Raw genomic sequence first — 24,130 nt, forward strand, 5'->3', positions numbered from 1 at the left:
TCTCCAAGCAACGCTTATGTACGGGCCCTCACCTGGGGTTCTCGGCCCCCGGCACCGCACAGCCGTCGGGACCGCACGCCTCCGCGCCGCCGTCGTCGATCAGCTTCAGCGGGGTGCGCTCGCCCCACGCCTGCGTCAGCGCCTGGGCGAAGACCTCGGCGGGCTGGGCGCCGGAGACGCCGTAGGCCCGGTCGAGCACGAAGAACGGCACTCCGGTGGCCCCGAGCTGCGCGGCCTCGCGCTCGTCGGCGCGGACCTCGTCGGCGTAGGCGGCGGGGTCGGCGAGCACCGCACGGGCCTCGTCGGCGTCCAGACCTGCGGCGACGGCCAGTTCCACGAGCCGCTCGTCGTCGTTGAAGACGGAGCGCTCCTCGGCGAAGTTGGCCCGGTAGAAGGCGTCCAGCAGGGCGTCGTGGCGGCCCCGTTCCCTGGCGAGGTGCAGCAGCCGGTGCATGTCGAAGGTGCTGCCGTGGTCGCGGTCGCGGGTGCGGTAGTCCAGGCCCTCGGCGGCGGCCTGCGCGCCGAGGTTGTCCTCACCGGCCCGCGCCTGCGCCTCGCTCATGCCGTACTTGGCGGTGAGCATCGTCAGCACCGGCTGCACGTCGTCCTTGGCCCGCCCTGGGTCCAGCTCGAACGACCGGTGGACCACCTCGACGCCGTCCCGGTGCGGGAAGGCCGCCAGCGCCTTCTCGAATCGGGCCTTGCCCACGTAGCACCACGGGCAGGCGATGTCGCTCCAGATCTCGACGCGCATGTCTCGGCTCTTCTCCAGGTCGTACGGGTACGGAGGCCCTCTCCGCGCCCATACGTGAACGTTCAAGCAGCGGGCCTCATTCCCCGGGCACCCGGAAACGCAGGAACAGATGGTGGTCGCCCTCGGCGGGCGGGTTCTCCGGGTCCGGGACCCAGCCCAGGCGGGCGTAGAAGGCCTGCGCCCGCCGGTTGTCGACGTGCACGTCCAGCACCGCCGACCGCCGGCGGTCGGCCTGCCACTGCTCGACGCAGGCGGCGTGCAGTGCGGTGCCGAGGCCGCCGCGCCAGTGGCCGGGGTCGACGTGGAACTGGAACAGCTTGACCTTGTCCGCCGCTCCGTCCTCCGGGACCCGGAACGAGGCGATGGCGGCGATGCGCCCCTGTTCCACCGCGCACAGCACGTGCCCGTCGGTCCGCTCCACGGCGGTGCGCCAACGGGCCGGCCAGTCGAGACCGTCGTCGGGCAGCCCGTCGGGGTAGTACGTCGCCCGGGCCCGGGCGTGCAGGGCGGCGACGGTCTCGGCCTCGGCGGGCAGGACGGTGCGGATCACCCTGCTTCCGGTCACACGTTCGCTGATCATGCACCGCAGGACGCGCGCGACCACCCAGCCGGTTGCGTCAGCTGCCGTCGCGCAGGTCCGCCGGCCAGCCCGGCCGGAACTCCAGGCGGTCGTACGTCACGACGCAGCCCTCCCCCGTCGGCGCCTGCGCCAGGAAGCCCACCAGGGCCGCACCGGTCTCCTCCGCGTCGCCGAGCGTGAAGAGCCGGACGAAGGTCCAGCGCTCGCCGTCGAGCGAGGCGTGGAAGGCGAAGGCGCGCCCACTGCGGCTGACCCGGAACCAGACGGAACTCCCGTCCACGGTGAAGGAGTTGCAGTCGTCGGAGTGGCCCCGCGTGACCACCGTGCAGACGGTGGGCACGTCCGGCGAGTACTCCAGGCACAACTTGGCCCACGCCCGCTCACCGACGTGCACGTAGAGCACCCCGGCGTCGAAGGCCGCCTTGAACCCGACGGTGACCCGGGCGACGAGCTGGAAGTCCCCGTCGGGCGCGCCGAGCAGCCGGGGCGCGTCGGAGGGGGTGTCCAACGCCTCCCCGGTCGGCGTCACGAACCGGTCCTGCCGCGGCCCGGCGGCCCCGGTGAGCACGCCCCCCTCGTAGGACCAGCCGCCGTCGGGCCCGTAGGGGCGGAGCGGAAAGGGCAGTTCGGGAAGTGCGATGTCCATGTACTGATTCTCTCCGGTCGGGTGGACTCACTCAGGGGCGCGGGGAACTGCGCGACAAGCCACAACGGCGCAGCACTCCGCGACGAACCCCACACCCCACGGCGCCACCGTTACCGCTCGAGCACCCCGTTGAACCTTCGAGGCAACCCCAGCGGATTCCCGTCCCGCAGCTCCGCCGGCAGCAGCGCCTCCGGCACCCCCTGATACGCCACCGGCCGCAGCCACCGCTCCACAGCCGTTCCCCCCACCGACGTGGACGTCGACGTCGTCGCGGGATACGGCCCCCCGTGATGCTGAGCCGCCGCGACGGCGACCCCCGTGGGCCACCCGTTCACCAGCACCCGCCCCGCCAGCGGCGTCACCGCACCGAGAAGCTCGGCACCGCTCCCCTCCCCCGCGACCTCTCCGGAGGAGAGCTGCACGGTCGCCGTGAGGTTCCCCGGCAGCCGCGACAGCACGCCCCGCACCTCGTCCTCGTCCTGGTAGCGGGCCACCACGGTGACCGGCCCGAAGCACTCCTCCAGGAGCAGATCGTGCTCCCCCTCCGCCGCGAGCCGCGCGGCCGGCACGGTGAGGAACCCCGCGGCGACGGTGTGCTCGCCGCCCGCGCCGGGCGTCACCGGCGAGTCCACGTCGGGCAGCGCCGCGCGCTCGGCGACGCCGGCGACGAAGTTGTCCCGCATGCGGTGGTCGAGCAGGACGCCGGCGTCGGTGTCGCTGACCGCGTCCGTGAGCGTCTTGACCAGGCCGTCACCGGCGGCGCCCGCCGGCACCAGGACCAGGCCGGGCTTCACGCAGAACTGGCCGACGCCCAGGGTCATCGAGCCGGCCAGCCCCGCGCCGATCGCGTCCGCCCGCTCGGCGGCCGCCGCCTCCGTGACGACGACCGGGTTCAGCGAACCCAGCTCGCCGTGGAAGGGGATCGGCACCGGCCGCGCCGCGGCCGCGTCGAAGAGCGCGCGGCCACCGCGGATGGAGCCCGTGAAGCCGGCCGCCGCGACGAGCGGGTGCCGGATCAGTTCGATGCCGGCCTCGAAACCGTGCACCAGGCCGAGTACGCCGTCCGGGATGCCGTGCCGGGCCGCGGCGCGGCGCAGCACCTTGGCGACCAGTTCGGACAGGGCCGGGTGGTCGGGGTGGGCCTTGACGACGACCGGGCAGCCGGCCGCGAGGGCGCTGGCGGTGTCGCCGCCGGGGACGGAGAAGGCGAACGGGAAGTTGGAGGCGGAGTAGACCGCGACGACGCCGAGGGGCACCTTGTAGCGGCGCAGGTCCGGGATGGGCGGGGTGGCGGTGTCGTCGGGGTGGTTGACCACGACACCGAGGAACTCGCCCTCGTCCACGATGTCCGCGAAGGCGCGCAGCTGGTAGCAGGTGCGGGCCAGTTCACCGGTGAGCCGCACCGGACCCAGCGCGGTCTCCGCGTCGGCGACCTCGACCAGCGTGTCCTCGGCGGCCTTCAGTTCGTCGGCGGCACCGCGCAGGAAGGCCGCGCGGACGGTACGGTCCGCGAGGGCGCCGCGGGCGGCGTGCGCGGCACGGACGGCGTCGTCCACCTCCTGGGCGGTGGCCTCCACCGCGACCTGTTCACGCTGCTTCCCGGTACGGGGGTCGACACTCCAGACTGGTGCTGCTGCCACCGCGGGTCCCTCCACGTGCTCTGCATCGGACCGTTCGATATACTGAACGCTGTCTCTGGTGATGAATATGCTGTTCGAGACTATTTCCCGGCGAACGAAGGGGTCAAGGGCGATGTCGGCTGGCGAGACGGGGGGCGGAGCGCAGGTCAAGTCCGCGGTGCGGACGGTTGAACTGCTCGAGTACTTCGCCGGACGCCCCGGTATGCACTCCCTCGCGTCGGTCCAGGAGGCCGTCGGCTATCCCAAGTCCAGTCTCTACATGCTGCTGCGCACGCTGGTGGAGCTGGGCTGGGTGGAGACGGACGCCACGGGCACGCGGTACGGCATCGGGGTACGGGCGCTGCTGGTCGGCACCTCGTACATCGACGGCGACGAGGTGGTCGCGGCGGCGCGGCCGACGCTGGACCGGCTCTCCGACGACACGACGGAGACCATCCACCTCGCGCGCCTGGACGGCACGAACGTCGTCTATCTGGCCACCCGGCAGTCGCAGCACTACCTGCGGCCGTTCACCCGGGTCGGCCGGCGGCTGCCCGCGCACTCGACCTCGCTGGGCAAGGCGCTGCTGAGCACGTACACCGACGAGCAGGTCCGCAAGATGCTGCCGGAGACGCTGCCCGCGCTCACCGAGCACACCATCACCGATCGGGAGAAGCTCATCGAGGAGCTGCGCCTGGTGCGGGAGCAGGGCTTCGCCGTGGACCGCGAGGAGAACACGCTGGGGCTGCGCTGCTTCGGCGTGGCGGTGCCCTACCGCACCCCCGCGCGGGACGCGATCAGCTGCTCGGTGCCGGTGGCGCGGCTGACGCCCGCGCACGAACAGATGGTGAAGGACGCGCTGTTCGACGCGCGGGACCGGCTGACACTGGCCACGCGTAGGCTCTGAGCCATGCTCATCGCACTGCGCGACGTCCACGACAGCGATCTGCCCGTGTTCTTCCGGCAGATGAACGATCCCGAGGCCCTGCGCATGGCGGCCTTCACGCCGAAGGACCCGGCCGACTGGGACGCGTTCGCGGCCCACTGGAGCAGGATCCGGGCCTCCGCCGACGTCGTGCGGACCATCCTCGGCGACGGTGACGTCGTGGGCAGCGCGGCGGTGTACGGGGAGCCCGGCGAGCGCGAGGTCACCTACTGGGTGGACCGGGCGTACTGGGGCCGCGGGGTGGCGACGGCGGCGCTGCGGGCCCTGCTCGCCGAGGTGCCGGACCGCCCGCTCTACGCCCGTGCGGCGGCCGACAACGCGGGGTCGCGGCGGGTGCTGGAGAAGTGCGGCTTCGAGACGACCGCCCGGGCCAGGGGCTTCGCGGCGGCGCGGGGCGAGGAGATCGACGAGGTCGTCCTCCACCTCGCGCACTGACCCCCTCCGCCGCGCGGCGGAGACGGATCGTCGCCGCGCGTGACGTGCCCGGGGTGTCCGCACGGGAGCGTGGAGGCATGACGCGGACGTTCGCACCCACGCCCCCACCGGCCGCCACGTCGCCGGGGCCGACCCGCACCCACGGGCTGCCGCGCGCGGTGGACCTGTTCCAGCACCAGCGCCGGCACGATCACACAGCCGTCCAGCGGGACCGAGACCCCGTTGGTGACGATCATGGTCATCCGGCGGACGATCCCGCCGACCGGCCGACAGCGCCGAGGACGCTCACCTACGCTGGCCGGATGACCGTCGGCCTGCTCCTCGCGTCGGGCGGCGCCCACTTCCCCGTCCGGCGGTCGGCCGCCCTCGGCGCCCGGCCGTGACCTCGTTCGCCGGGCTGCTTTTCGGGCGGCGGGCGCGGCTGCGGTGGATCCATCTGATCCTCGGCGGCGCGCTCGCCGTACCGTACGTCCTGGTCGGCTCGGTCGTCGTCGGCCCGGTCGCCGGGGACACGGACGTCTTCGGGTCACTGCGCCTGCAACTGGCCTCGTTCGCCGTCGGGCTGCCGCTGGCAGCCGTCACCTCGCTGTTCCCGCTGACCCGGCCGCTGGAGTCCGGGGTCGTGCGGTCGCTGTGCGGGGTCGAGCCGGACCGGCTCGCCCACGGGCCCGCCCGCACCAAGGGCGAGAAGGGGCGCACGGCGGCCTGGTTCACGCTGCACCTGGGCCTCGGTGGCGTCATCGCGGGGATGTCGCTCGCGGTGCCGCCGTTCGCGGCCGCGCTGATCGTGCTGCCGTTCGTGCCGACGCTGCGGGACGACCGGATGGGGCTGCCCGGCGTCCTCCAGCACACCTGGTCGCTCGCGCTCGCGCCGGTCGCGGGCGCCGCGATGCTGGTCGCGCTCGCCGGGTGCGCCGCCGCCTGCGGCACACTGCTGGCCCGCTGGGCGCCCGCGCTGCTCGGCCCCTCCGCCGAGGACCGGCTCGCGGTGGCCGAGGCCCGCGCCGCCGCGCTCGCCGTCCGCAACCGGCTCGCGCGCGAGCTGCACGACTCCGTCGGCCACGCCCTGAGCGCGGTCACCCTCCAGGCGAGCGCCGCCCGCCGGGTCCTGGACAGCGACCCGGAGTTCGTCCGCGAGGTGCTGGCCGCGATCGAGGACACCACCCGGCGCACGGTCGGCGAACTCGACGCCGTACTGGGCGTACTGCGCGACGGCGACGCCCCCGGCACCGCGCCGGCACCGACGCTCGCCGACGACCTCGACGGGCTGCTGCGCCGCACCCGCGCGGGCGGACTGCGGGTGACCGCCAGGGTCACCGCCGACCCCGGCGCGCTGCCGCCGCCGGTCTCGCGCGAGGCGTACCGCATCGTGCAGGAAGGGCTGAGCAACGCGCTCAGGCACGCGGGCGCGGACGTCACCGTGGCGCTGCGCGTCGACGTGCGCGACGACGACCTGCGGATCTTTGTCGAGAACCCCCTCGGCGAGGCCGGCACCACGCGCCCCGGCGGCGGCCACGGCCTGCGCGGCATCACCGACCGCGCCCGCCTCCTGGGCGGCGCGGCCGAGGCCGGCGCCGAGGGAGCGACGTGGCGCCTCCAGGTACGACTGCCCCTGGAGGCACCCAAGTGACCCGCCGGCTCCACGCCCCGCCGCCGCAAGCCGCACCCGAGGAGGCCCCGTGACCCGCCCGCCGATCCGCATCGTGCTCGCCGACGACGAGCGGATGGTGCGCACCGCGCTGCGTGCCATCCTCTCCGCCGAGGCCGGCCTGGGGGTCGTCGGGGAGGCGGCCACCGGTGCCGAGGCGGTGTCCGTGGTGCGGGAGACCGTGCCGGACGTGGTCCTGATGGACGTCCGCATGCCCGGCGTCGACGGCATCCGCGCCACCGAGCAGATCCTCGCCACCGTCACCGAGCCGCCCCGCGTCGTGGTCGTGACCACCTTCGAGAACGACTCCTACGTGTACGACGCCCTGCGCGCCGGGGCCGCCGGGTTCCTGCTCAAGCGGGCCGACGCCGACACCCTCGTCCGCGCGGTGCGGCTGGTGGCGCACAGCGACACGCTGCTGTTCCCGTCGGCGGTGCGGACGCTGGCCGCAGAGCACGCCCGCGCGAACCCCGCCCCGCCGCCCTGGGTGGCACGGCTCACCGAACGCGAGGGCGCGGTGCTGCGCCTGATGGCGACCGGCCTGACCAACGCGGAGATCGCGGCGCGGATGGCGGTCGGCCCGGCCACGGTGAAGACACACGTGGCGTCGGTGCTGGCGAAGACCGGCAGCCGGGACCGCACCCAGGCGGTGATCCGGGCCTACGACGCCGGCTTCACCGGACCGGCCACATGAACGGACGATGAGAAAACGGGGCACATGGAACGATCGGCCCCGGCCCGTTCGTCCTGTCAGCGGGATGAACAAGACGATCAGGCGCGCATCGGTCCTCACGCTGCTCCTGGTGTTCGCTCTGCTGATCAGGGCGACCTGGGTGCAGTTCTACGAGGGCCGGGCGCTCGCGGACAGCAAGGACAACCGGCGCAACGCGATCGAGACGTACGCGGAGCCGCTCGGGAACATCATCGTGGGCGGCCGGTCGGTCACCGGCTCGGCACCCACGGAGGGGAGCGACCTCGCTCACAAGCGCACGTACGAGAACGGCAAGATGTACGCGGCCGTGACGGGCTTCGCCTCGCAGGCGTACGCGCCGACCCAGCTCGAGGGCATCTACCAGGACGTGCTCAACGGCACGGACCCGCGGCTCAAGACCGTCATGGACACGATCACCAACAAGCGGGCCGAGCCGGGGAACGTGGTCACGACCATCGACCCTGCCGTGCAGAAGGCCGGGTTCGACGCCCTGGGCGAGACGAAGGGCGCCGCCGTCGCGATCGACCCGAAGACGGGCGAGATCCTGTCGGTCGTGTCGACCCCCTCGTACGACCCGACGTCGCTCACCGACGCCAACACCGCGGGCGAGGCCTGGGAGAAGCTCACCAAGGACCCGGACAAGCCGCTGACCAACCGCGCGCTGCGCCAGCCGCTGCCGCCGGGCTCCACCTTCAAGCTGGTCGTCGCGGCCGCCGCGCTGGAGAACGGGCTGTACGGGTCCGTGGACGAGAAGACCGACAGCCCGGACCCGTACCGGCTGCCGGGCACCACGACGGACCTGTCCAACGAGAACCCGAACGCGCCCTGCGAGAACGCCACGATCCGCACCGCCCTCCAGTACTCGTGCAACAACGTGTTCGCGAAGATGGCCGTCGACCTCGGCCAGGACGAGCTGCGCGCCATGGCGGAGAAGTTCGGCTTCAACGACGAGTCGCAGGACGTGCCGGTCCGGGCGTACACGAGCGTGTACCCGAGGGACATGAACAGCTCGTCGACCGCCCTCACGGGGATCGGCCAGTTCGACGTCACGGCGACCCCGCTGCAGATGGCGATGGTCTCGGCGGCCCTCGCCAACGGCGGCGAGCTGGTCTCCCCGCACATGGTGTCGCAGGTCACCGACAGCGGCGGCGACGCCCTGGAGGACCACTCCGACGCGGACTCGAAGCGGATCGTCGGCTCCGACACCGCCGAGCAGCTCCAGTCGGCGATGCAGACCGTCGTCGACAAGGGCACCGGGTCCAACGCCCGGATCGCCGGCGCCACGGTGGGCGGCAAGACGGGCACGGCCCAGCACGGCGAGAACAACAGCAAGACGCCGTACGCCTGGTTCACCTCGTACGCCAAGTCCGACTCCTCGGACAAGGAGGTCGCCGTGGCGGTCATCGTCGAGCAGTCCGACGCGGCCCGCTCCGAGGTCAGCGGCAACGGCCTGGCGGCCCCGGTGGCCAAGGCGATGATGGAGGCGGCGCTCAGGAGCTGACCCTCCCCCGCGGGTTCGGTCTGCCGTACGGTGTTCGACGCCGGGAAGCCGCTGGGAGGAGAGCCCGCCCGTGGGGAGAGCCGTCGACGACGCCGCCTCCGCGGAGTTCCACGCCTTCTTCGAACGCCACTACGCCGAACTGGCCCGGCTCGCCCAGCTGCTGACGGGTGAGCCGGACGCCGCCGACGATCTCGCGGCGGACGCCCTGCTGGCCCTGTGGCACCGCTGGGACCGGGTGCGCACGGCCGACCACCCGGTGGCGTACGCGCGCGGTGTCGTCGCCAACCTGGCCCGCTCCCGTATCCGCGCCGCGGTGCGCGAGCGCAGACGGGCCGCCCTGTTCTGGTCGCCGCGCGAGCAGCGGACGGAGGACCCGGACGTCGCCGGGGTGGTCGACGTACGGGAGGCGCTGCGCCGGCTGCCGTTCCGCAAGCGGGCCTGTGTGGTGCTGCGGCACGGGTTCGACCTCTCCGAGCGGGACACGGCGCTCGCCCTGGGCGTCTCGGTGGGCACGGTCAAGAGCCAGACCTCGAAGGGCGTGGCCGAACTGCAGCGGCTGCTCGGCACCCGGGCGGCCCCCCGGCAGGTGCGCGCGGCGCTCGCGCGCGGCGGTGAGGCCGCGGGAGGCGCCGGATGACCGGGCGGCGGGACGCCGACGCGGAGCTTCGCGCCCGGCTCCGCCGGGCGGCCGGGGCGCACGAGCCGGACCGGGCGCGCATCCTGGCCCGGGTGGAGCGCTCCATGGCGGCCGGGGACGACACCACCGGACACCATCGGCCGTCCCGTGCGCTGCCGGGCTGGGCGCGGGTGGCCGGGGCGACCGTCGCGGTGGCGGGTGTGCTGGTGGCCGGCGGCTCCCTGGCCGCGTCGACGGTGGACGGGGACGCTCCCGCACCGCGCTCGGTCGCCGCCCCGCCCGGTTCGCGAGAGCCCGGGACGCGGGAGCCCGGGACGCGAGAGCCCGGCCCGCTGTGGTCGGCCGGCGCGGTGGACCCGCACAGCAACGAGTTCTGGGCGCAGAGCAACATCACCCTGAGGACGAGCGCTCCCCTGACCGCGCTCACCGTCGAACTGCGGGTGGCGCAGACCGGCTCGGTCACCTCCACGGGCGCGTGGCGTTCGCTGCCCGAGGACGACTTCACGTTCACGGCCGGTGAACGGGACGGCTTCCTCGTCTACCGGTGGACGCTCAGGCCGGGCCGCACCGTCCCGGCGGGCGAGTGGATGTTCGCCGGGCAGTACAACCACGAGCGCGGTGGCCGGGACGCGCGCGGCGACCGCTACTCCGCGTCGGCCACCGCGGCGTCCGGACGCCACTCGGTGGAGGGCGGTTTCACGCCGGGCGAGAGCGGCTGACGCCCCCGCGCTACTCGACGAAGTACGTCGGGTTGGGCAGCTTGTAGGTGCGATCCGCGTGGCCGCCCCGGAGGTCGGAGTACTGGTCGCCGACGTTGGCGACGATGCATGACACACGTTTCTGCGCGCGTCGCCCGGGTGGGGGCGAGACCCGTGCCCGGATCCGCGCCCCTTTACCTGGCCACATTCGTGTCGAGCGGGTCACGTGCCGGACCCGGTGGGCCCGTCAGGGCATGCGTCGGTACGGGCGCCAGTCGCCCAGGTACGCCTCCCGGGTGTGCGCCGCCGCCTCGGCGCGGGTGAGGAGGGGCCGGTTCTCCGGGACGGTCACCACGGCGCCGGGCCCGGTGTTGCGGTACTCCCGGAACCGCTGCCGCTGCCAGGGGTGTTCGTCCCGCATGTTCGCGTAGGGCGCGCGGGCGTCGATGCCGGCGCCGAGGCGGGTCTCGCGCACGGTGAGCATCGGGCGGGCGGTGCCGTCGGAGCTGGGCACCCAGGGGCGGGCCAGCTTGTAGTAGCCGTCGGGGGCCTCACTGTCGACGCGGCCGCCGGTCACCAGGTAGCCGCGCGGGTTGGCGCCCGCCGTGGACGGCGCGAAGACGAAGCCGTAGGGGGCGGCGTCGAGGTCGGTGCGGGTCAGGGTGCGGAAGCGGCAGTGCTCGTACACCGCGGTCGCCCGGCCGAAGACGAAGTCGACGTCGCCCTCGACGTGACAGTGCGCGTAGTACTGGCGGGCAAAGTGGGAGAGGTCGCGGCTGTCGGCGTAGAGGGTGTCCTGGTGACCGAGGAAGCGGCAGTGGTGGAAGGCGGAGCGGTCGCCCTGGACCTTGACCGCGACGGCCTGGGTGCCGGTGATGCCGGGGTGGTCGGCGCGCAGCCAGTCGTTGGCGAAGGTGAGGTGGCGGGCGGTGAAGCCGTCGGCGCGCAGGGTGGTGGTGGCCGACCCGCTGGTGCCGTACGTGCCGGAACCGTCCGGCCTGGGGGTGCCGGCCGCGTTGTCGTACACGATGACCACGTCGCGCGGATCCCCGGAGGCGCCGATCCAGGTCGCGTCGGTGCGGTCGGTGTCGAGCAGGACCGTCTCGCGGTAGGTGCCGGGGGCGAGGACCAGCGTCCAGCCGCTCCCCGCGGCCGCGGTCACGGCGTCCTGTACGGAGGTGAAGTCGCCACGGCCGTACGGGTCGACGTACAGGGTCTGCGGGGAGCGCCGGGCGGCCGGTGAGCCGTGGCGGCCGAAAGGGCGCGGGTGGGTCCGGGGCCCGGCGACGGCGGGGCGGGCGGTGAGGCCGAGGGCGGCGCCCGCGCCGGCGGTCGTCATCAGGAATCCCCTGCGGGACAGGGCGGGTCTGGGCATGCGGATGCTCCTTCGGGTCAGCGCAGGCGTCCGGCGCCCGCGCCGTGGTCCACGGCGAACGGGACCGCCCAGGCGGGCAGGACCTTGGTGCGCAGGGTGGGCGTCCAGCCGGCGCCGGAGCGCAGGGTCTCCTCCGGGATCTCCGCGTTGTGCACGGCGATCAGGTCGGCGGTGCGGCCGTTGACGCGGTTGTGCGCGGCGGTGAGCGGCGCGTCGTTCCAGCGCTTGAGCACCTTCGCGGCGCTGACGCCGTCGGGCAGCGTGAAGGCGTTGTGCTCGGCGACGAGCTGGGACTCCTTGCCCACACCGAAGCTGTAGGCGTAGTCCTCGCCGGCCACGAAGTGGTTGTTGTAGACGTCGACCTGCCCGAACCGCACCCGGGGGGCGCGCTCGACGAGGTTCTTGAACAGGTTGTGGTGGAAGGTCACCTTCAGGTGCCCGCGGTCGCCCGCGGCGGTGGACTCGCTGTCGCTGTTGCCGATCAGGATCGTCTTGTCGTGCTCGGTGAACACGTTCCAGGACGCGGTGACGAGGTCGGCGCCGCGTACGACGTCGAGCTGGCCGTCGTGCTGCTGGTAGAGCATGCCGAAGTAGGTGGGCGCCGCGCTGTCGGGGTGGTCGCCGTCGGTGAAGGTGTTGTGGTCCAGCCAGACGTGCGTCGATCCGTACACGACGGCGCTGTCGTACTCGGAGTTCCAGTTGCCCTTGTCGCCGTCCGTGGGGTCCCACTGCGGGAAGCAGTCGACGGGGCTCTCGAAGGTCAGGTTGCGGACGATGACGTTGTCCACGCCCTTGATCTGCAGACTGGCGCCCTTGAGACCGGCGTCGCGGCCGACGCCGATGATCGTGGTGTTGGAGGGGACCTCCACCTTGACGGCCAGGTCCTGCCGGGCGGCGGAGGCACGGCGCAGCCCCTCGGGGCTGTCGTCGGGCTCGGCGCTCAGGTCGGTCTCCGTGCCCCAGTTCTCGGGGCTGTACTTCTCCAGGTAGGCGTCGAAGTCGTAACCGGGCGCGGCGAAGGCGTCACACCCCTCGGCGACGGCGTCGACGGTCCCCTTCACCTTGATGATCCTCGGCGCGGTGCCTTCGACGGCGAGTGCGGCACGGAACCCGTCCCAGTCGGTGACGGTGAAGACGCGGGCGGCCTCGGCGGCGGCCCCGCCGGTGGTCCCGGACCCCGCCGAGGCCCACCCGTCCTTCGCCGGCAGCGTCTGCCGGGCGGCATCGCGCGGAGGGTGATGCCCGGGCCGGGCCTGGGCGGTGGCGGTGGTCAGGGCCAGCACGAGGGTGGTGCAGCCTGCCAGCAGGCCGACTCTGAATATGGCATGCCCATGCCATCCAAGTGTGTACATGATGCGGCTCTCCTCTTTCTTCGCTAGGGAGGGTTCAACGCCCTCAGGGGCGCGAGGCTGTTTCGATGGGCGACTCCGTCGCGTGGGCGCGACCAGCCGGGGACGGCCCGCAGTCCGCACACCACGGACCGCCCCACGGCGAAGCTCGGTGTGAACTAACCCGCCTGCGCGACCCAGTCGGCCTGCGCCGCGTTCAGCTTCTCGGCCAGATCGTCGAGGAACGACTTCGCGCTCATGTCCCCGAGCAACACCTTCTGGAACGCCGGCTCGCTCTCCGACTTGGACAGCGTGTTCCAGTCCGGCAGGTAGTACGGCAGCTGCACGATCGTCGTCGACCCGTCGTTCAGCGCCTCCGCGGCCAGCTTCGTCGGCTCGGCCTTCTGGATCCACGCGTCCTGCCCGGCCCCGGTGTTGGACGGCACCTGCCCGGCCGACTCGTTGAACTTCGAGTTCTGCTCCTTCGAGGTGGCGAACTCGATGAACTTCCAGGCCGCCTCCTTGTTCTTGGAGCTCTTGAACACGCCGAGCCCGTCGACGGGGTTGGACACCTGGACCCGCTTGCCGCCGGGGCCGACCGGCTGCGGGATGCCGCGGAACTTGTCGGCCCCGAGCGCCTTCACGTGGTCCTGGTAGGAACCGAGGTTGTGGTTGAGCAGGCCGATCGTGCCGGTGTCCCACTGGGCGACCATCTTGGCGAAGTCGTTGTTGACGTCGGCGGCCGGCGTGACCTTCTTGTAGAGGGCGGCGTACTTCTCCAGCGCCGCGACGTTCTTCGGGTCGTTGACCGTGGTCTTCTTCTTGTCGGCGTCCCAGAACGAGGTGATGCCCGACTGCCCGTACATCGCGTCGAACGCCTGGGCGATGGAGCCGGAGCCGCCGCGGATGGTGTAGCCGAACTCGTTCTTGCCGGCCTTGGTGAGCTTCTCGGCGGCCGTGAAGAAGCGGTCCCAGGTGGTCGGCTCCTCCAGCCCGGCCTTCTCGAACAGGTCGGTGCGGTAGTAGAGGACGCCGTTGTTGGCGGAGGTCGGCACCGAGTACAGGGTGCCGTCTCCGCCGCCGGCCGCCTTCAGGGACTCGACCATGTCCTTGTTGAGCTGCCCGTTCAGGGAGGACTTCGCGAGCCGGCCGTCGAGCGGCTCCAGCGCGCCCTGGGCGGAGAAGCCCGCGAGCATCGAGGCGGTGACGCCGCCGACGTCCGGCAGACCCCCGCCCTGGATGGCGGTGTCGACCTTGGACTGGTACTCGGTGGCGGCGATCCCGACGTACTCCACGTCGATGTCCGGGTTGGCCGTCTCGAAGTCGGCGATGATCTCCTTCCAGACGGCCGTACGGATACCGCCGTTGTTGTCCCAGAAGACGATCTTCCCCTTGCCGCTGCCCTCGGCGCCCTTGTCGCCGCCGGTCCCGCTGCCGTCGTCACCGCAGGCGGTGGCGGTCAGCGCGAGTACGGCGGCGAGGGCGACGGCGGCGGACGTCCGGCGCCTGCCTGTGCCTCTGCTGCTGAGCATGCTGATCTTCATTGGTCGGCTCTCTTCTTCTGGATCCAACAAAGGGGGAGCTTCGGGTGGTTCAGTAGGTGGGCGGGTGCGGTCCGACGCGGAACCGCGTGAAGGTGGCCGCGCCGGCGTGTCCCTGGCCGGCCGGCGCCAGGGCGAACAGGCCGAGCAGGGCGCCGACCCAGCGCCAGGGGGTGGCGGCGAAGTCCCGGCCGGTGGGGCGCGGGCCGTCGCCCAGGTCGTAGGAGAAACGGCACCGGGCCCCGGCGACGGTCTCCACGCGCAGGAGTGCGCGTACCCGTGGTGCGGGGCGGGGCCGGTCGGCGTCCCGCTCGGCCTGCGCCACCGACTCGGCGAACCGGTGCACCAGGTACGCCGTCCCGTCGGCGTCCCGCTGGAGCCCGATCCAGCGGTAGGCGTCGCCGAGGACCGCGAGCCCGGCCCGCGCGCCCGGCTCCTCGCTGTCCAGCCGCAGCTCCACCTCGACCACGCGGGGCTCGCCGGGCAGCCGCTGCGTGAGCACGCTCGGCACGCGGCGCAGGTCGTGCGCGTCGTCGGAGCGGACGCAGGCGAGGCGCAGCCCGTCCCCCGAGTGCTGGGTGGCCCAGCCGTCGCGGGGGTTGGCCGTCCACGACCACTGGCGGCCGTGGCGACCGCCGGGGAAGTCGTCGCCGGTGGCCGGCGCGGCGGGCGGCTGCGGCGGCAGGGCGGGACGCCGGTGCTCGGTGACCGGGGCGCCGTCGTCGCCCAGCACCGGCCAGCCGTCCTCGCCCCACACCATGGGCTGGAGGTGCACCACGCGCCCGTACGCGCCGCGCTGCTGGAAGTGCAGGAACCAGTCCTCGCCGGACGCCGTGCGCACCCAGCCGCCCTGGTGGGGGCCGTTGACGTCGGTGTCCTTCTGTTCGAGGACGACCCGCTCCTCGTACGGCCCGAAGAAGCCGCGCGAGCGGAAGGCGCCCTGCCAGCCCGTCTCGACCGACCCCGCGGGCGCCAGGATCCAGAACCAGCCGTCGTGCCGGTAGAGCTTGGGGCCCTCCAGGGTGAACCAGCCGGGGATGCGGTCCGCGTCGACGATCACCTCGCCCTCGTCCAGGACCTCGGTGCCGTCGGGGTGCATACGGTGGCCGGTGAGGCGGTTCTTGATCCCGGAGCGGGACCTGGCCCAGGCGTGCACGAGGTACGCCTCGCCCGTCTCGTCGTCCCAGAGGGGGCAGGGGTCGATCAGTCCCTTGCCGGCCTTGACCAGGCGGGGCGCGGTCCACGGCCCGCGGATCTCGGGAGCGTTGACCTGGAAGACGCCCTGGTCCGGGTCGCCCCAGAAGATCCAGAAGCGGTCGGCGTGGTGCCGCAGGGACGGTGCCCAGACGCCCCGGTCGGGGCCGGGCGTCGCGAAGGCGTGGGCGGGTTCCAGGCGGTCCAGGGCGTGCCCGACCAGGGTCCAGTTGACCAGGTCCCGGGAGTGCAGCAGGGGCAGGCCGGGGACGCGGCCGAAGCTGGAGGCGGTCAGGTAGAAGTCGTCGCCGACCCGCACGACGTCCGGATCGGACCAGTCGGCGTTCAGCACGGGGTTGGTGTACGTCCGCGCGCTCTCGGGGGTCACCGGCCGACCGCCTTCCGTACGAGGGCCGCGGCGCCGTCGCCGTCGAGGCGGCCGTCGGCGACCACGGTGACGACCCGGCGGACCAGGGTGTCCCCCGGTGCGACGGCCACCCGGTCGTCGTGGGCCAGCGACGACCCCACCCCCGGGTACTGCTCGGTGCGCACGAACCACGGGTCGCGCCGGGTGCGTTCGGTGGCGCCGGCGAAGACCAGCGTCCAGGTGTCGCCGCTCAGCGCGAGCCAGTCGGCGCGGTGGCCGTGGACCTCCGGCTCGCCCTCCCGGTCGGCGGTGAAGACCCGCGGGGCCGTGCCCTCCTTGCGGGCCCGCCAGAAGAAGCCGCCATAGGCCGCGCCGGGGCGCCCGTTGGTGGCGGGGCTGCCGAAGGTGAGCGGGGCCCTGGTGGCGTTGGTGAGGGAGAAGGTGAAGTCCAGCGCCCAGGCGGTGGCGGTGAGTTCGGTGGCGGCGACTGTGCGGCGTTCACGCAGCAGCTCGGTGCCCGCGGCGACCCAGCGCAGTTCCTCGACGAAGCCGTCCGGGTCGCGGAGCTGGAAGGCGGTGTGCCGTTGCGCGCCGTGGTTGTCCAGCTCGGTCGGGCCACGGTCGCGGACGTAGGTGCGCCCGCCCCAGAAGTTGTGCCCCTCGACGTCGGGAACGGCGACACCGACGCCGAGGTGATGGAGGTGGTCGGCGGGGCGGAACTCGGTGACGGGGGTGCCGGCCAGGGTGGTGACGGGGTGCAGACAGGGGCGCGGGGAGAGCCGGGACGGCAGCTCGGGCCGGGTGAGGTACCGGGCGACGGGGCGGCCCGCCACGCGCAGCACCGGGGTGTCGTCGCCGGTCATCGGGCACTCACCTCGTTCAGCGCGTGCTCGGTGCGCGGTGCCCAGGGCGCGCCCAGCTCGGAGTAGAGGCTGAGGGTGTCGGCGACGGCGGCCACGAGTCCGTCGACACCGGGGACCACGCGGCGGCTCTCACCGGGGACGCGGTGCCAGGCGGCCGGGGGCAACGGGTCCGGGTCGGGAGCCGTGCGGATCGCCTCCACGACCCGCATGAAGGCACCGGTCTCGTCCGGCGGCACCAGCAGGGCGGCGCCGGTGGTGAGGTGGTCGACCAGGTTCTCCAGCAGGTCGGTGCGGCCGTACTGGTACTCCTCGGGGCCGTGGCCGCCGCGCTGGAGCAGGATGCGGTCCTGCTTGTACCAGAAGGTGATGCGCCCGCTGCCGCCGTGCAGCAGGACGTAGGGCTCGGCGGCCCGTTCCGCGCACAAGGTCGCGGCGACGGTGACGCGGTGCCCGCGCGCGGTGCCGATCCGCACGCAGGAGGTGTCGTCGGCCTCGATGTCGTTGGCGTGGCTCAGTTCGGTCTCGATGCCCGTGACGTCCTCGGCGCGGGTGGTGCCGCCGAGCGCGAGGGCGGTGGCGACGGCGTGCGCCAGCGGGTTGGTCAGCGCCCCGTCGACCACGTCGGCGCCGTCCATCCGCCGCCGGCCCGCCCAGGGCGCCCGGCGGAAGTAGGCCTCGTCGCGCACCCACGCCCCGGCCCCGCCGACGCCCACGACCTCACCGATGGCCCCCTCGGCCACCAGTTCCCGGATCGCCGGCACCGCGTGCGAGCCGAGTGACTGGAAACCGACCTGGCAGGCCACGCCGGTCCCGGCGACCCCGTCGGCCATCCGGCGGAACTCGGCGTAGGACGGCGCCGGAGGCTTCTCCAGGAGCAGGTGCACGCCCCGCCGGGCGGCGGTCAGCGCGAGGTCGGTGTGGGTGGGGATCGGCGTGCAGACCACCGCGACCCGGGCGCCGGTGGAGTCCAGCAGGGCACCGAAGTCGGCGGACTGCTCGGGGAGTTCCCCGCCGGCCTCCTGCTCGGTCAGCGGGGTCAGTTCGCAGATCCCGGCCAGCCGGACCAGTCCGGCCCGCTCCAGGCGCCGGATGTTGGCGACGTGCCAGCGGCCGTGCCCGCGGGCGCCGGCGAGGACGACGGGAAGCGGGCTCATCCCTTCACCGCCCCCGCGCTGAAGCCGGTGATCAGCCACTTCTGGATGAAGGCGAAGACGATCACGACGGGGACCGCGGCGACGATGCCGCCCGCCGCGAGCGCGCCGAGGTCGACGCTGTCCGCGCTCATCAGGGAGTTGAGGCCGACCGGGATGGTCTGCTTGGACTGGTTGTTGAGGAACATCAGGGCGAACAGGAAGTGGTTCCAGGAGTGCACGAAGGCGAAGGAACCCACCGCGATCAGACCCGGCCGCAGCAGCGGCAGCACGACGATCCGGAAGGCCCGGAACCGGCCGCAGCCGTCGACCCAGGCCGCCTCCTCCAGGGAGTACGGCACGTTCTTGATGAAGTTGCTGATCAGGATGATCGACAGCGGCAGCTGGAAGACGGTCTCGGCGATGATGACGCTGCCGAGCGAGTTGATCATCTGGAGTTCGGCGAAGATCTCGAACAGCGGCACGAGCAGCAGCGCGCCGGGCACGAACTGGGAGCACAGCAGGCCGAGCATGAAGACCCGCTTGACCTTGAAGTCGAACCGGGCGAGGGCGTAGCCGCCGGCCAGGGCGACGAGGGTGGTCATCACCAGGGTGGCGACGCCTACGTAGACGCTGTTCTGGAAGAAGGTGCCGAAGCTTCGGTCGGTCCACACCTTCTCGAAGTGGTCGAACGTCATCGGCCAGGGCACCAGCGAGGTCGAGCCCGCCGGGCGCAGCGCGAAGAGCAGGATCCAGTAGAACGGGACCAGGGTGAAGACGAGGTAGATGCCGAGCGGGAGGTAGATCTGCCAGCGGGGGACCTCGTCCCAGGCGGGGCGGCGTTTCCCGGCCGGCCGCGGCGGTTCGTGGTCGGTCCGCGTCGGCGCGGGGGCGGGCGCGGTGGCCTCCTTGGTGATCACTTGTTCTCGCCTCCGAACTTGCTCAGCCGCAGGTAGACGATCGAGCAGAAGAGCAGGATCACGAACGCGACCGTGGTGAGGGCCGACGCGTAGCCGAAGTCGTGGGCGTCGACGCTGGTGTTGGCGATGTACAGCGGCAGGGTCGTGGTGACGCCCGCGGGTCCGCCGCCGGTCAGGGTGTAGAGCAGGTCGACGTTGTTGAACTCCCACACCGCGCGCAGCAGGGTGGACAGGATGATGGCGTCCTTCAGGTGCGGCAGCGTGATGTGCCAGAACTGCTTGAGGCGGCTCGCCCCGTCGACCTCGGCGGCCTCGTACAGGTCCTTGGAGACGGACTGGAGGTCGGCGAGGATGAGGATCGCGAAGAAGGGGACGCCGCGCCACAGGTCGGCGACGACCGCCGCGGAGAACACGGTGGAGGTGTCCGAGAGCCAGCTGGTGCCGTAGGTGCCGATGCCCATGTCGGCGAGGTAACGGGTGATGCCGGTCTGGGAGTTGTAGAGCAGCACCCAGATGGCGGAGGTGAGGACCCCGGAGACGGCCCAGGGGGAGAAGACCAGGGCGCGCCCCACACCCCGGCCGACGAAGGTCTGGTTGACGATGAGCGCCAGCGCCAGGCCGAAGAGCAGTTGCAGCCCGACCTCGACGAAGACCCACTTGGCGCTGAAGACGAGGGTGTCCAGGAACACCGGGTCGTCGGTGAAGATCCGGACGAAGTTGTCGAAGCCCGCGAAGCCGTTGCGCCACGGCTTGGTGGGGTTGTAGTGCTGCAGGCTGTAGTAGAAGACGCTGATGACCGGATAGGCGATGAAGCCCAGCATCAGCAGGACGGCCGGCCCGATCAGCAGGTAGGGGAGCCTGCGCGGGGTGGCGGAGGCACGGCGCCGCCGGGGTGGCGCGGGCGGTTTCGCCACGGCTGCGGCTTGGGCCATGACAGTTCTCCGTTCTGGTTCTGGTACGTCGTGCGCGGGTCGTGCAGGAAGCGCTTTCTCGGCGTGCAGGGAGGTGCGGAGGTCTTTCGTGCGGTGGGGTCAGCCGGCGTACGGGTCCCGCACCGCGCCCGGGCGGGCCAGGAACTCGAAGTCGCAGCCGGTGTCGGCCTGGGTGATCTGTTCGTCGTAGAGCGCGCCGTAGCCGCGCTCGGCGCGGGCGGGCGGCGGCGTCCACGCCGCCCGGCGCCGCGCCAGCTCCTCGTCGTCCACGTCGAGCCGCAGCGAGCGTGCCTCGACGTCGAGGGTGATGGAGTCGCCGGTGCGCACCAGCGCGAGCGGTCCGCCGACGTGCGACTCGGGCGCCACGTGCAGCACGCAGGCGCCGTAACTCGTGCCGCTCATCCGGGCGTCGGAGATCCGGACCATGTCGCGCACGCCCTGCTTGAGCAGGTGGTCGGGGATGGGCAGCATCCCGTACTCGGGCATGCCGGGGCCGCCCCTGGGGCCGGAGCCGCGCAGCACCAGCACGCTGTCGGCGGTGATGTTCAGGTCCGGGTCGTTGATGGTGCGCTGCATGGTCCGGTAGTCGTCGAAGACGACCGCGCGCCCGGTGTGCTTGAGCAGGTGCGGCTCGGCGGCGATGTGCTTGATGACCGCGCCGTCCGGACAGAGGTTGCCGCGCAGGACGGCCACCCCGCCCTCGCTCGCGACGGGGTTGTCCCGGGGCCGGATGACGTCGTCGTGGTGGACGAGGGCGCCGTCCAGCTGTTCCCGCATCGTGTCGTGCGCGACGGTGGGCCGGTCCAGGTGGAGCAGGTCGGTGATGCGGGAGAGGAAGCCGGGCAGGCCGCCGGCGAAGTGGAAGTCCTCCATCAGGTACGTCTGTCCGCCGGGCCGCACGTTGGCCAGGACCGGCACCGTGCGGGCGATGCGGTCGAAGTCGTCGAGCGTGAGGGTGACGCCCGCGCGGCCCGCCATGGCGATCAGGTGGATGACGGCGTTGGTGGAGCCGCCGAGGCCGAGGACCGTGGTGACCGCGTCCTCGAAGGCGTCCGCGGTGAGGATGTCGCTCGGTTTCCGGTCCCGGTGGACCAGTTCCACGATGCGCAGGCCGGCCGCGGCGGCCATCCGGTCGTGGCCGGAGTCGACGGCCGGGATGCTGGAGGCGCCCGGGACCGTGACGCCGAGGGCCTCGGCGGCGGCGGTCAGCGTGGACGCCGTACCCATCGTCATGCAGTGGCCGGGCGAGCGGGCCAGACCGCTCTCCAGTTCGTGCATCTCGCAGTCGCCGATGAGGCCGGCCCGCATGTCGTCCCAGTACTTCCACATGTCGGTGCCGGAGCCGAGGGTCTCGCCGCGCCAGTGCCCGGGGAGCATCGGCCCGGCGGGGACGAACACCGCCGGGAGGTCGACGCTGGCGGCGCCCATCAGCAAGGCGGGGGTCGACTTGTCGCAGCCGCCCATCAGCACGGCGCCGTCCACCGGGTAGGAGCGCAGCAGCTCCTCGGTCTCCATGGCGAGGAGGTTGCGGTAGAGCATGGGCGTCGGCTTCTGGAAGGTCTCGCTCAGCGTGGAGACCGGGAACTCCAGCGGGAATCCGCCCGCCTGCCACACACCCCGCTTGACCGCCTGGGCGCGGTCGCGCAGGTGGACGTGGCAGGGGTTGATGTCGGACCAGGTGTTGAGGATGGCGATGACGGGCTTGCCGAGGTGCTCCTCGGGCAGGTAGCCGAGCTGCCGGGTGCGGGCGCGGTGGCTGAAGGAGCGCAGGCCCGAGGAGACGCCGCTGCCGTACCACTGGTGGCTGCGCAGCTGTTCGGGGGATTTCCTGGGTGTCATATCGACCATCCGGCGGCGATGGCGGCGACCTCGGCGCGCTCGCTCTCGGGCAGGGGCTTGCTCGGCGGGCGGACCTCCCGCCGGCACAGGCCGAGGGCGGCGAGGGCCTCCTTGACCACGGTGACGTTGTTGGCGGAGCCGTTGGCGGCGCGCAGCTCCTCGAAGCGGCGGATCTGCTCCCAGACCTTCATGGCGGCCGGGTAGTCGCCCGAGCGAAGCGCTTCGATCATGTTCAGCGACACGGCCGGGGCGACGTTCACCAGCCCCGAGGTGAAGCCGGTGGCTCCCGCGCTGAAGTACGAGGGGGCGTAGGGCTCGGCCAGACCCGCGATCCACACGAAGCGTTCGAGGCCGGCGTCGCGGGCGAAGGCGGCGAACCTGGCGGCGTCCGGTACGGCGTACTTGACGCCGAGGACGTTGGGGCAGGCGTCGGCGAGTTCGGTGAGGCGGGCGCCGGTGAGCCGGTCGTTGCGGATGTAGGGCACGACGCCGAGTTCGGGCACGGCCTCGGCGATGGCGCGGTGGTAGTCGACCCAGCCGCCCTGGGCGACGTAGGGGTGGACGGGCTGGTGGACCATCACCATCGAGGCGCCCAGTTCCCGGGCGTGCCGTGCGGAGGCGACGGCGGTCGGCAGGTCGTGGCCGACGCCGACCAGGATCGCGGCGCGGTCGCCCGCCTCCTCGACGGTCAGTTCGGTGACCAGGCGCCGCTCGGCCGGGGAGAGGGCGTAGAACTCGCCGGTGTTGCCGTTGGGGGTGAGCGTCGTGATGCCGCCGTCGAGGAGACGACGCAGCAGGGCCCGGTAGGTGGCGGGGTCGACGGAGCCGTCCTCGGCGAACGGGGTCACCGGGATCGCCACCACGTCGGCCAGGGCCGCCCGCTGGGTCTCGAACGTCGCTGTCATGCCTGACCGTCCTCTTCCTGGGCCGCCGTCCCCGCTTCGGGGAAGGCCCGCTCGACGAAGGACGCGATGTGCGCGTGCAGGGCGCGGGCCGCGCCGTCCGCGTCACCGGCGAGGGCGAGGCGCAGGATCTCCTGGTGCTCGCCGGCCTCCCGCTGCCAGGAGGGGTCGGCGGCCCAGGCGACGGCGGAGACGAGGGCCGCCTGGTCGCGGACCTCGTCGAGCATCCGGCCCAGCAGCGGGTTGCCGCAGGGCACGTACAGGGCGCGGTGGAACTCGCGGTTGGCCAGCGACCGTTCGGCCGTGTCGGTGGCCTGGTCGGCCCGGGTCAGCGCGGAGCGGGCGGCGTCCAGGGAGGCGCCGCGGCGCACGGCGCGCCGCAGGGCCTCGGGCTCCAGGAGCAGCCGCACGTCGTAGACCTCGCGCGCCATGTCCGCGTCCACCATGCGCACCGTGACGCCCTTGTACTGGCTCATCACGACCAGTCCGGTACCGGCCAGCGTCTTGAGCGCCTCGCGCACCGGTGTCTTGGACACCCCGAACTGTGCGGCGAGGTCGGTCTCGACCAGTGCCTGTCCCGGCGTCAGCCGGCCGGTGAGGATGCGGCGTTTGATCTCCTCCAGCACGTACTGCGTGCGGGAGGGGATCGGCGTGGGCACAGAGGTCATGCGCGCCTCTCGGAGTCTCGCGTCGGATGCGCGGGCGCCGGACACCCGTCTCGGATATCCGATCTCGCGTATCGCGTCTCATATATGACGTACGGAGTACGACGCGTTGAAGGTAAGAGGGGCGTGAGGCCACGTCAATGCTTCCGACAAAGGAAAGTTCGGGCGGGGCGGCGCTGCCCCGGCCCTTCTCCGGCACTACCGGGCGGGGCGGCTCCATCCGGGGTCGCGTCCGCTCAGGCCCACCGCGCGCTCCAGCAGCGGCGCGTCGTCGGGCACGGCGACGACCGGCCCGAACATGCCCTCGTCCCGGTCGGCCTCCTCGGCGGCGGCACTGAGCAGGCCGTACGCCGCCTGGAGCGCGGCCGGGTCGGGGCGGTACTCCTGGCCGGTCGCGCGGGCGAGGTCCCAGCCGTGGATGACCAGTTCGTCGGCGACGACGGCGCCGGCGACCTCGCCGGGCAGGTCGATGCCGCCGGCCCGGGTCATGCCGGCCCAGGCACCGGGGTCGCGCCAGGCCACCGCGAGTTCGCCGAGCACCCCGGACAGTTCCTCGCGCCAGCCGGGCCCGATGTCCGGCACGGATACCTCCGGGGCGGTGTCGGTGGTGGCGCCGAGGTCCTTGCGCGCGGCGTCGCGGAAGGCGACGGCCAGGCCGGTCAGGTGGCCGAGCAGGTTGCGGACGGCGAGGTCGGGGCACGGCGTCGGGTCGGCCAGCCGCGCGTCGCTCACGCCCTCGGCGAGGCGGGCCAGGACCCGCGTCTGCGGGCCGAGATCGAGGGTCGTGGTGTCGTGGGTCATCGAGTGCTCCTCGGGCGACGGATGGGCCGGCTCTCCTGGGAGGTAGACCGATCCGGGCCGCGGAACTCATCGGCGGCGGGGGCGGCCGACAGGGCAT

General features: G+C 72.8%; 24 protein-coding genes and 1 pseudogene. 8 read left to right on the forward strand and 17 right to left on the reverse strand.

Translation table 11 applies throughout. The features are described 5' to 3' along the window. Positions 1-28 precede the first annotated feature (28 nt). The 4 genes from OIE75_RS08640 to OIE75_RS08655 all read right to left on the reverse strand — a co-directional run bounded on the left by OIE75_RS08640 (position 29) and on the right by OIE75_RS08655 (position 3,620). Complete coding sequence (locus OIE75_RS08640; protein WP_307011078.1) at positions 29-754, reverse strand: DsbA family oxidoreductase; 726 nt, start codon at positions 752-754, stop codon at positions 29-31. Positions 755-830: 76 nt separating this feature from the next. After that, positions 831-1,334 (reverse strand): GNAT family N-acetyltransferase, encoded by a 504-nt coding sequence (locus OIE75_RS08645; protein ID WP_329470222.1) that lies wholly within the window; start codon positions 1,332-1,334, stop codon positions 831-833. A gap of 37 nt (positions 1,335-1,371) precedes the next feature. Further along, positions 1,372-1,980, reverse strand: coding sequence for a DUF1349 domain-containing protein (locus OIE75_RS08650; protein ID WP_307011082.1), 609 nt, complete (start codon positions 1,978-1,980; stop codon positions 1,372-1,374). Positions 1,981-2,090: 110 nt separating this feature from the next. Then, complete coding sequence (locus OIE75_RS08655) at positions 2,091-3,620, reverse strand: aldehyde dehydrogenase (NADP(+)) (protein ID WP_307011084.1); 1,530 nt, start codon at positions 3,618-3,620, stop codon at positions 2,091-2,093. A 112-nt stretch (positions 3,621-3,732) separates the two neighbouring features. Here OIE75_RS08655 and OIE75_RS08660 point away from each other — a divergent pair, with 112 nt between their 5' ends. The 8 genes from OIE75_RS08660 to OIE75_RS08695 all read left to right on the forward strand — a co-directional run bounded on the left by OIE75_RS08660 (position 3,733) and on the right by OIE75_RS08695 (position 10,197). After that, positions 3,733-4,506, forward strand: coding sequence for an IclR family transcriptional regulator (locus OIE75_RS08660; protein ID WP_125494587.1), 774 nt, complete (start codon positions 3,733-3,735; stop codon positions 4,504-4,506). Between the two features lie 3 nt (positions 4,507-4,509). After that, a complete protein-coding gene (locus OIE75_RS08665; RefSeq protein ID WP_307011087.1) occupies positions 4,510-4,980 on the forward strand; it encodes a GNAT family N-acetyltransferase in 471 nt (156 codons plus the stop codon). A 77-nt stretch (positions 4,981-5,057) separates the two neighbouring features. Next, positions 5,058-5,363: a hypothetical protein gene (locus OIE75_RS08670; protein WP_329470223.1), complete on the forward strand. Its 306-nt coding sequence runs from the start codon at positions 5,058-5,060 to the stop codon at positions 5,361-5,363. Continuing rightward, the gene (locus OIE75_RS08675; RefSeq protein WP_329470224.1) at positions 5,360-6,610 is read left to right on the forward strand and encodes a sensor histidine kinase; all 1,251 of its coding nucleotides are present in this window, start codon (positions 5,360-5,362) and stop codon (positions 6,608-6,610) included. Before OIE75_RS08670 ends, OIE75_RS08675 begins: the two co-directional genes overlap by 4 nt. A 49-nt stretch (positions 6,611-6,659) precedes the next feature. Continuing rightward, positions 6,660-7,322 (forward strand): response regulator transcription factor, encoded by a 663-nt coding sequence (locus OIE75_RS08680; RefSeq protein WP_329470225.1) that lies wholly within the window; start codon positions 6,660-6,662, stop codon positions 7,320-7,322. 64 nt (positions 7,323-7,386) lie between these two features. Further along, positions 7,387-8,841: a peptidoglycan D,D-transpeptidase FtsI family protein gene (locus OIE75_RS08685; RefSeq protein ID WP_329470226.1), complete on the forward strand. Its 1,455-nt coding sequence runs from the start codon at positions 7,387-7,389 to the stop codon at positions 8,839-8,841. Between the two features lie 70 nt (positions 8,842-8,911). Continuing rightward, positions 8,912-9,478, forward strand: coding sequence for a SigE family RNA polymerase sigma factor (locus OIE75_RS08690; protein ID WP_307011097.1), 567 nt, complete (start codon positions 8,912-8,914; stop codon positions 9,476-9,478). Beyond that, entirely contained in the window at positions 9,475-10,197 is a 723-nt protein-coding gene (locus OIE75_RS08695; RefSeq protein WP_307011100.1) for a hypothetical protein, read from the forward strand. The genes OIE75_RS08690 and OIE75_RS08695 overlap by 4 nt, the downstream gene beginning before the upstream one ends. A 10-nt stretch (positions 10,198-10,207) precedes the next feature. Here OIE75_RS08695 and OIE75_RS08700 read toward each other — a convergent pair. The 13 genes and pseudogenes from OIE75_RS08700 to OIE75_RS08760 all read right to left on the reverse strand — a co-directional run. Further along, positions 10,208-10,303 (reverse strand): annotated as a pseudogene (locus OIE75_RS08700) (HAD family acid phosphatase); the annotation flags it as partial. Between the two features lie 120 nt (positions 10,304-10,423). Continuing rightward, entirely contained in the window at positions 10,424-11,551 is a 1,128-nt protein-coding gene (locus OIE75_RS08705; protein ID WP_329470228.1) for a pectinesterase family protein, read from the reverse strand. A gap of 17 nt (positions 11,552-11,568) precedes the next feature. Next, positions 11,569-12,903, reverse strand: a complete 1,335-nt coding sequence (locus OIE75_RS08710; protein ID WP_329470230.1) for a pectate lyase family protein — start codon at positions 12,901-12,903, stop codon at positions 11,569-11,571. Between the two features lie 155 nt (positions 12,904-13,058). After that, the gene (locus OIE75_RS08715) at positions 13,059-14,423 is read right to left on the reverse strand and encodes an ABC transporter substrate-binding protein (RefSeq protein ID WP_329470232.1); all 1,365 of its coding nucleotides are present in this window, start codon (positions 14,421-14,423) and stop codon (positions 13,059-13,061) included. Positions 14,424-14,472: 49 nt separating this feature from the next. Continuing rightward, a complete protein-coding gene (locus OIE75_RS08720) occupies positions 14,473-16,002 on the reverse strand; it encodes a glycoside hydrolase family 43 protein (protein ID WP_329470233.1) in 1,530 nt (509 codons plus the stop codon). Further along, positions 15,999-16,844, reverse strand: coding sequence for a PmoA family protein (locus OIE75_RS08725; protein WP_329470235.1), 846 nt, complete (start codon positions 16,842-16,844; stop codon positions 15,999-16,001). The genes OIE75_RS08720 and OIE75_RS08725 overlap by 4 nt, the downstream gene beginning before the upstream one ends. After that, the gene (locus OIE75_RS08730) at positions 16,841-17,998 is read right to left on the reverse strand and encodes a Gfo/Idh/MocA family protein (protein ID WP_329470236.1); all 1,158 of its coding nucleotides are present in this window, start codon (positions 17,996-17,998) and stop codon (positions 16,841-16,843) included. The genes OIE75_RS08725 and OIE75_RS08730 overlap by 4 nt, the downstream gene beginning before the upstream one ends. Then, entirely contained in the window at positions 17,995-18,894 is a 900-nt protein-coding gene (locus OIE75_RS08735; RefSeq protein ID WP_307011113.1) for a carbohydrate ABC transporter permease, read from the reverse strand. The genes OIE75_RS08730 and OIE75_RS08735 overlap by 4 nt, the downstream gene beginning before the upstream one ends. Next, positions 18,891-19,826 carry a carbohydrate ABC transporter permease gene (locus OIE75_RS08740; RefSeq protein ID WP_307011114.1) on the reverse strand — a complete coding sequence of 312 codons (936 nt, stop codon included), beginning with the start codon at positions 19,824-19,826 and terminating at the stop codon, positions 18,891-18,893. Before OIE75_RS08740 ends, OIE75_RS08735 begins: the two co-directional genes overlap by 4 nt. Before the next feature lie 99 nt (positions 19,827-19,925). After that, positions 19,926-21,665 (reverse strand): L-arabinonate dehydratase, encoded by a 1,740-nt coding sequence (araD, locus tag OIE75_RS08745; RefSeq protein WP_307011116.1) that lies wholly within the window; start codon positions 21,663-21,665, stop codon positions 19,926-19,928. Further along, entirely contained in the window at positions 21,662-22,570 is a 909-nt protein-coding gene (locus tag OIE75_RS08750; protein WP_329470237.1) for a dihydrodipicolinate synthase family protein, read from the reverse strand. The genes araD and OIE75_RS08750 overlap by 4 nt, the downstream gene beginning before the upstream one ends. After that, a complete protein-coding gene (locus OIE75_RS08755) occupies positions 22,567-23,235 on the reverse strand; it encodes a GntR family transcriptional regulator (protein WP_307011120.1) in 669 nt (222 codons plus the stop codon). The genes OIE75_RS08750 and OIE75_RS08755 overlap by 4 nt, the downstream gene beginning before the upstream one ends. A gap of 195 nt (positions 23,236-23,430) precedes the next feature. Continuing rightward, a complete protein-coding gene (locus OIE75_RS08760; protein ID WP_329470238.1) occupies positions 23,431-24,033 on the reverse strand; it encodes a TIGR03086 family metal-binding protein in 603 nt (200 codons plus the stop codon). Positions 24,034-24,130 lie beyond the last annotated feature (97 nt).

The sequence above is a fragment of the Streptomyces sp. NBC_01723 genome (assembly GCF_036246005.1).
Taxonomy (GTDB): Bacteria; Actinomycetota; Actinomycetes; order Streptomycetales; family Streptomycetaceae; genus Streptomyces.

Bases quoted from the DNA above. Each gene is read 5' to 3' on its own strand.
- OIE75_RS08755 (WP_307011120.1), bottom strand. From the start codon at position 23,235: ATGACCTCTGTGCCCACGCCGATCCCCTCCCGCACGCAGTACGTGCTG.
- OIE75_RS08715 (WP_329470232.1), bottom strand. From the start codon at position 14,423: ATGAAGATCAGCATGCTCAGCAGCAGAGGCACAGGCAGGCGCCGGACG.
- OIE75_RS08640 (WP_307011078.1), bottom strand. From the start codon at position 754: ATGCGCGTCGAGATCTGGAGCGACATCGCCTGCCCGTGGTGCTACGTG.
- OIE75_RS08660 (WP_125494587.1), top strand. From the start codon at position 3,733: ATGTCGGCTGGCGAGACGGGGGGCGGAGCGCAGGTCAAGTCCGCGGTG.
- OIE75_RS08650 (WP_307011082.1), bottom strand. From the start codon at position 1,980: ATGGACATCGCACTTCCCGAACTGCCCTTTCCGCTCCGCCCCTACGGG.
- OIE75_RS08645 (WP_329470222.1), bottom strand. From the start codon at position 1,334: ATGATCAGCGAACGTGTGACCGGAAGCAGGGTGATCCGCACCGTCCTG.
- OIE75_RS08750 (WP_329470237.1), bottom strand. From the start codon at position 22,570: ATGACAGCGACGTTCGAGACCCAGCGGGCGGCCCTGGCCGACGTGGTG.
- araD (WP_307011116.1), bottom strand. From the start codon at position 21,665: ATGACACCCAGGAAATCCCCCGAACAGCTGCGCAGCCACCAGTGGTAC.
- OIE75_RS08740 (WP_307011114.1), bottom strand. From the start codon at position 19,826: ATGGCCCAAGCCGCAGCCGTGGCGAAACCGCCCGCGCCACCCCGGCGG.
- OIE75_RS08685 (WP_329470226.1), top strand. From the start codon at position 7,387: ATGAACAAGACGATCAGGCGCGCATCGGTCCTCACGCTGCTCCTGGTG.
- OIE75_RS08760 (WP_329470238.1), bottom strand. From the start codon at position 24,033: ATGACCCACGACACCACGACCCTCGATCTCGGCCCGCAGACGCGGGTC.
- OIE75_RS08725 (WP_329470235.1), bottom strand. From the start codon at position 16,844: ATGACCGGCGACGACACCCCGGTGCTGCGCGTGGCGGGCCGCCCCGTC.
- OIE75_RS08730 (WP_329470236.1), bottom strand. From the start codon at position 17,998: ATGAGCCCGCTTCCCGTCGTCCTCGCCGGCGCCCGCGGGCACGGCCGC.
- OIE75_RS08710 (WP_329470230.1), bottom strand. From the start codon at position 12,903: ATGTACACACTTGGATGGCATGGGCATGCCATATTCAGAGTCGGCCTG.
- OIE75_RS08670 (WP_329470223.1), top strand. From the start codon at position 5,058: ATGACGCGGACGTTCGCACCCACGCCCCCACCGGCCGCCACGTCGCCG.
- OIE75_RS08695 (WP_307011100.1), top strand. From the start codon at position 9,475: ATGACCGGGCGGCGGGACGCCGACGCGGAGCTTCGCGCCCGGCTCCGC.
- OIE75_RS08665 (WP_307011087.1), top strand. From the start codon at position 4,510: ATGCTCATCGCACTGCGCGACGTCCACGACAGCGATCTGCCCGTGTTC.
- OIE75_RS08705 (WP_329470228.1), bottom strand. From the start codon at position 11,551: ATGCCCAGACCCGCCCTGTCCCGCAGGGGATTCCTGATGACGACCGCC.